The organism is Vreelandella rituensis, from assembly GCF_003336665.1.
Classification (GTDB): domain Bacteria; phylum Pseudomonadota; class Gammaproteobacteria; order Pseudomonadales; family Halomonadaceae; genus Vreelandella; species Vreelandella rituensis.
The window spans coordinates 1-844 of sequence record NZ_QPIJ01000164.1 but is presented as its reverse complement, the minus strand read 5'-3'; the positions used below and the strand labels follow the sequence as shown (position 1 = coordinate 844).

Here is an 844-nt window from a genome sequence, read left to right as displayed (position 1 = left end):
TCTCGGATAGGGTGGGCATGTAAATGGGGTAAGCATGAAATTACTCAATGCCCCATGGTATCGCAGATGATCTGCTCCATGGGTTTGATCGGTGTTTGCCGCCCGTCTGTTTTCCGCCTGACTATTCAGTGACAACACCCGTATTCGTGACGCCACGGAGATGAAATATTGCGTCATCCGGCTTGGTAAGATGAGGATTTCAATGGAAGCTGACTGCCTCGCCTTGGCGATCGAAGGCCAGGAAGTTTTCGATGCTGCCCATCTTTATCGACTCGACCATGCGCTGCAAGGGCTGCTCCGCTTCTTCGCTGCTGGGAGGCAAGGCGCCATCGCCCGCCAGAGCGGCCACGAAGACGATGTCCCATTCCTGGCCGGTACCTTGTGATTCCTCGACCAGAGCCGCCATGTCGCTAAGCTCCTCGAGGGTCTTGTCCACGCAGAGTACCGGGGCCAGCACACCGCCTTCGCCTTGCTCGAAACGCTCACGCTGTGTCTGGTCGGGATTGTCGGGCAATTCGGCACGCGCCAGAACGAACAGCAGCCGTTGTGGCTCGGTTTGACGGTGGGCTTCCGCCAGCAGGTCAGCATAATTGGAAATAGCCATTCGGGTCTCCTTGAAGGAAAATCACAAGAGTCAGTGAATCATGGTCAGGTAGCTTGTGAAAGCAGCATTCACCTATTATATTCATTTATAATACATTTTATAGAAAACTAGGGAGGCCGTCATGTTACTACCCCCCTCTCTGTATTCTCGGCTCTATCAATGCCTTGCCCTCTTGTGCATCGGCTTGGGCGCCATGGGTATCGTTTTACCCCTGCTTCCTACCACGCCGTTTTTGTTAGT

At 53.8% G+C, this 844-nt stretch carries 2 protein-coding genes; one reads left to right on the top strand and one right to left on the bottom strand.

The window, feature by feature from the left end; genetic code table 11:
* Positions 1-199: 199 nt before the first annotated feature.
* On the bottom strand, positions 200-604 hold the full coding sequence (locus DU506_RS21290) for a ribonucleotide reductase subunit alpha (protein ID WP_114488801.1): 405 nt from the start codon (positions 602-604) through the stop codon (positions 200-202).
* A gap of 121 nt (positions 605-725) precedes the next feature.
* Between DU506_RS21290 and DU506_RS22655 the strand changes: the two genes are divergently transcribed.
* Positions 726-844: DUF454 family protein (locus tag DU506_RS22655; protein WP_114487979.1), on the top strand; the 119-nt coding region annotated here is incomplete at its 3' end.